Source organism: Kitasatospora sp. NPDC057518 (genome assembly GCF_042802075.1).
Taxonomy (GTDB): domain Bacteria; phylum Actinomycetota; class Actinomycetes; order Streptomycetales; family Streptomycetaceae; genus Kitasatospora.
Map to the genome: position 1 here is coordinate 1 of NZ_JBHVEU010000633.1, position 3,849 is coordinate 3,849.

Consider the following 3,849-nt stretch of genomic DNA (forward strand, 5'->3'; position numbering starts at 1 on the left):
GCCCGGCCCGGCTACGGCTTGCGCGCCTCGATCAGGAAGCGCGCCGAGTGGGCGACGAACGGCCCGTCGGCGCGGATCCGCCCGTCCAGCTCGCGCAGCCGGTCCCGGTGGGCCTCGACGGTGAACCCCGGGACCATCCAGACCACCTTGCGCAGGAAGTACACCACCGCGCCGATGTCCCGGAACTCCGTCCGCAGCCGCTCGGACCGCAGGTCCACCACCTCCAGCCCGGCCGCCCGCGCCTCGGCACCCTCCACTTCGGGGCGGCGGCCCTCCCGTGCCTCTGGCTGCGGCCCGAGGAAGTACTCGACCAGCTCGAAGACCGACGCCGGGCCGACGTGCTGGGCGAAGTACGTGCCACCGGGGCGCAGCACCCGGGCGATCTCCGTCCACCAGGCCCGCACCGGGTGCCGGCTGCTGACCAGGTCGAAGGCCCCGTCGGCGAACGGCAGCGGCGGCTCGTCCGGGTCCGCGACCACCACCGCGCCCAGCGGGTGCAGCAGCCGCGTGGCGCGGGCCAGGTTGGGCGGCCAGGACTCGGTGGCCGCGAGCACGGGCGGCCGCCCGCCCAGCCGTACGGCGCCCGCGAGCACCTCGCCCCCGCCGGTCTGGACGTCCAGCGCCGCCGTCGCCGCGCCCAGCCGCCCGGCCAGCAGCCGCTGGTAGCCCCAGGAGGGCCGCTCCTCGGTCGCCCGGCCCTCCAGCCAGGAGAAGTCCCAGCCGTCCACGGACACGGACTCCGCCTCGGCGATCAGCTCTTCGAAGGTACGCATGTCCGCATCATGGCGGCGGGTCCACCGCCCGGCCAGCGGATTCCCTCGGCGGGCGCCGCCGGCCACTGCATCGGCCGCGGCTTCCGAAAATTGATGACGGATCCTCATATTCCTGTGGACGAGGCTTGATTGGCCCCGACAGAACCTTCACGCGATGTTGGGGAAATCTCACCTCGGCGGAGCCCGGAGCTAACGTCGTGGTTACACACCGTCGGTACGCTGGGGGACGACGGTGATCGGCAACGGGCCCGAGGGGAGGCGGCGGTGACGGCACGGCGCATCTCGCGCGGCAAGCGGCTCGCCCTTCTCTTCGCCGCCCTCGTCTCGGCCCTGTTCGCCGTCCTCGCGACCGGCGCCCAGGCGTACGCCGCCGAGCCGCTGCCGAAACCCGCGGCGGCTGCCGAGGGGGACCCGACCTGCAAGGCCCACCACGCCGCGGAGGCCCTGACCGGCCGGGCCGCGGCCCGCCGCCGCACGTGCGGCGGCACGGCCGTCCGCACGGCCCTCCTCGCCCCGGTCGGCACCGGCGTAGCGGCCACACCCGCCACGGTGCCCACCGGGCCGGTACCGGAAGCGAACGGGTCGAGACCGGCCGCGCTCGCGCGCCTCCAGGTGTTCCGCTGCTGACAGCTCCCGCGAGCTGACGCTCCCCGCACGCGATCCGGCGCGCGCCCGGTACGGGCACGCGCGGCCCCGCCATGCCCTCGGCCGGCGATCCGCGGCCCGGACCGGCGCACCGCTCCGCCGCACACGCGTCAGCCCGCCGCTGCCCCATGACAGCAGCTCCCCGCCCGGCACCACCCGGGCGGGCAGAAGGAGACCTCTCATGCAGTCCCTCGTGACGCACGCCCGCGTCTTCCCGCACCGGCTCGCCACCAGCGGCCACGACCTCGGCCGGCTCTCGGCCGGGCAGGCCCCCGAAGCCCTGTTCATCACCTGCTCCGACTCCCGCGTGGTTCCGGCCCTGATCACCGGATCCCGCCCCGGGCAGCTGTTCGAGCTGCGCACCGCCGGGAACATCGTCCCCGCCTACGACACCACCGCCCCCAGCGGTGAGGCGGCCACCATCGAGTACGCCGTCGACATCCTCCGGGTCCCCGACATCATCGTCTGCGGGCACTCCCACTGCGGGGCCATCGGTGCCCTCGTCCGGGCCGAGGACCTGGCCCCCGTCCCCGCCGTGCGGACCTGGCTCGAGCACGCCGCTCCGCCCACCCGCCACCTCGCCCCCGTTCCGGCCCACGACCAGGAGGCGGACGTCGCGGGGCCGGTGCAGCGCAACGTGCTCGCCCAGCTCGACCGGCTGCACACCTACCCGGGCGTGACCCGCCGCCTGGCGGAGGGCACCCTGCGCCTGCACGGCTGGTACTACGAGGTGCACACCGGCACCGTCCTGGCCGGCTCGGACCGGGGGTTCCTGCCGCTGTGAACACGCCCTACCGCAACCGCATCCCCGACCGCTCCGGGCTCCGTGGCCGCAACCGGGTTCCCGACGGCTCCGGGTCCCGTGGCCGCAATCGGGTTCCCGACGGCTCCGACCGTTCCGCCGCGTCCGCGCCGCGCGGCCCCTTCGCGCACTGGCGCCAGGACCTGCCCGCCTCGCTGGTCGTCTTCCTGGTGGCCGTCCCGCTCTGCGTGGGCGTCGCCGTCGCCTCCGGCGTGCCGGCCGAACGCGGCCTGATCACCGGCATCGTCGGCGGCCTGGTCGTCGGCCTGCTCCCCGGCAGCAGCCTCCAGGTCAGCGGGCCGGCCGCCGGACTGACCGTTCTCGTCTACGACGCCGTCCAGCAGTTCGGGCTCGCCTCCCTGGGGCCCCTCGTCCTCGCCGCCGGGGTCCTCCAGGTCACGATGGGCCTGCTGCGGATGGGCCGCTGGTTCCGCGCGATCTCCCTGTCGGTCGTCCACGGCATGCTCGCCGGGATCGGCCTCATCCTGATCCTCGGCCAGCTGTACGCCGTCTCGGGCCGGTCCGCGCCGGGCACCGGCCCCGCCAAGGTGGCCGGGCTCCCCGCGCTGCTCGGCGACTGGCTGACCGGCCGGGCCGCGATGACCGCCGTCCTCATGACCGCCGCCACGGTGGCCCTGCTGATGTGCTGGAAGAAGCTGCCCGGTCCCGTCCGCGCGGTGCCCGCCCCGCTGGCGGCGGTCGCCCTCGCCGCCGGTGCGACCGCGCTGTTCGACCTGGACGTCCCCAGGGTGGACGTGGACGGCCTGCTCGGCGCCGTCGCCGTCCCGACCGCGGACGGCTTCGGGGCCGTCGCGAGCGCGGCGGGCCTCGGCACCGTGCTCGCGTTCGCCGTCATCGCCTCCGCCGAGAGCCTGTTCAGCGCCGCCGCGGTCGACCAGATGCACGACGGACGCCGCACCGACTACGACCGGGAGCTCACCTCCCAGGGCGTCGGCAACGCCCTGTGCGGGCTGCTCGGCGCGCTGCCGATGACCGCCGTGATCGTCCGCAGCGCCGCCAACGTCCAGGCCGGCGCCCGGACCAGGACCTCCCGCGTCCTGCACGGTGTCTGGCTGCTGCTGTTCGCCGCGCTGCTGCCCGCCGTCCTGGGGCTGATCCCGCTCGCCGTCCTCGGCGGCGTCCTCATCCACGCCGGCGGCAAGCTGATCCCGCTGCGGCAGGGCGCGGCCCTGTGGCGGGCACACCGCGGCGAGGTCGTGGTGCTGGCCGCCACCGCCGGCGCGATCGTCGTCACCAACCTCTTCGAGGGCGTGCTGCTCGGGGTGGCCCTCGCCGTCGCCAAGAGCGCCTGGCAGACCTCCCGGTTGCACATCGATCTCACCGACGACGGTGACGGTCGACCGCTGCAGGTCCGGCTGAGCGGCAACGCCACCTTCCTGCGGCTGCCCCGCCTGCTGGACACGCTGGAGTCGCTGCCGACGGACCGCGCGGTCGACCTCGACTGGAGCGAACTGCGCCACCTCGACCACGCCTGCCGCAGCGCCCTGCTCACCTGGGCCGACCAGCACACCGCACGGGGCAGCACCGATGTACGGCTGAAACCGCCAATGGTCATGAGCGCCTGACGATCGGACGGACGGCGGGTGGGCGGGGCGGTTCACGGAGCGC

The 3,849-nt window shown here is 75.2% G+C and carries 4 protein-coding genes; 3 read left to right on the forward strand and 1 reads right to left on the reverse strand.

Annotated features, from left to right (window positions below):
• Window positions 1-11 precede the first annotated feature (11 nt).
• On the reverse strand, window positions 12-773 hold the full coding sequence (locus ACFU7Z_RS37485) for a class I SAM-dependent methyltransferase (protein WP_375873822.1): 762 nt from the start codon (window positions 771-773) through the stop codon (window positions 12-14).
• Window positions 774-1,037: 264 nt separating this feature from the next.
• On the opposite strand from ACFU7Z_RS37485, the gene ACFU7Z_RS37490 reads away from it, so the two are divergent.
• The 3 genes from ACFU7Z_RS37490 (at window position 1,038) to ACFU7Z_RS37500 (ending at window position 3,806) form a co-directional block, all read left to right on the forward strand.
• Entirely contained in the window at window positions 1,038-1,400 is a 363-nt protein-coding gene (locus ACFU7Z_RS37490) for a hypothetical protein (protein ID WP_380782575.1), read from the forward strand.
• Window positions 1,401-1,599: 199 nt separating this feature from the next.
• Window positions 1,600-2,202 (forward strand): carbonic anhydrase, encoded by a 603-nt coding sequence (locus tag ACFU7Z_RS37495; protein WP_049653421.1) that lies wholly within the window; start codon window positions 1,600-1,602, stop codon window positions 2,200-2,202.
• A 161-nt stretch (window positions 2,203-2,363) separates the two neighbouring features.
• Window positions 2,364-3,806 carry a SulP family inorganic anion transporter gene (locus tag ACFU7Z_RS37500; RefSeq protein ID WP_380782577.1) on the forward strand — a complete coding sequence of 481 codons (1,443 nt, stop codon included), beginning with the start codon at window positions 2,364-2,366 and terminating at the stop codon, window positions 3,804-3,806.
• Window positions 3,807-3,849 lie beyond the last annotated feature (43 nt).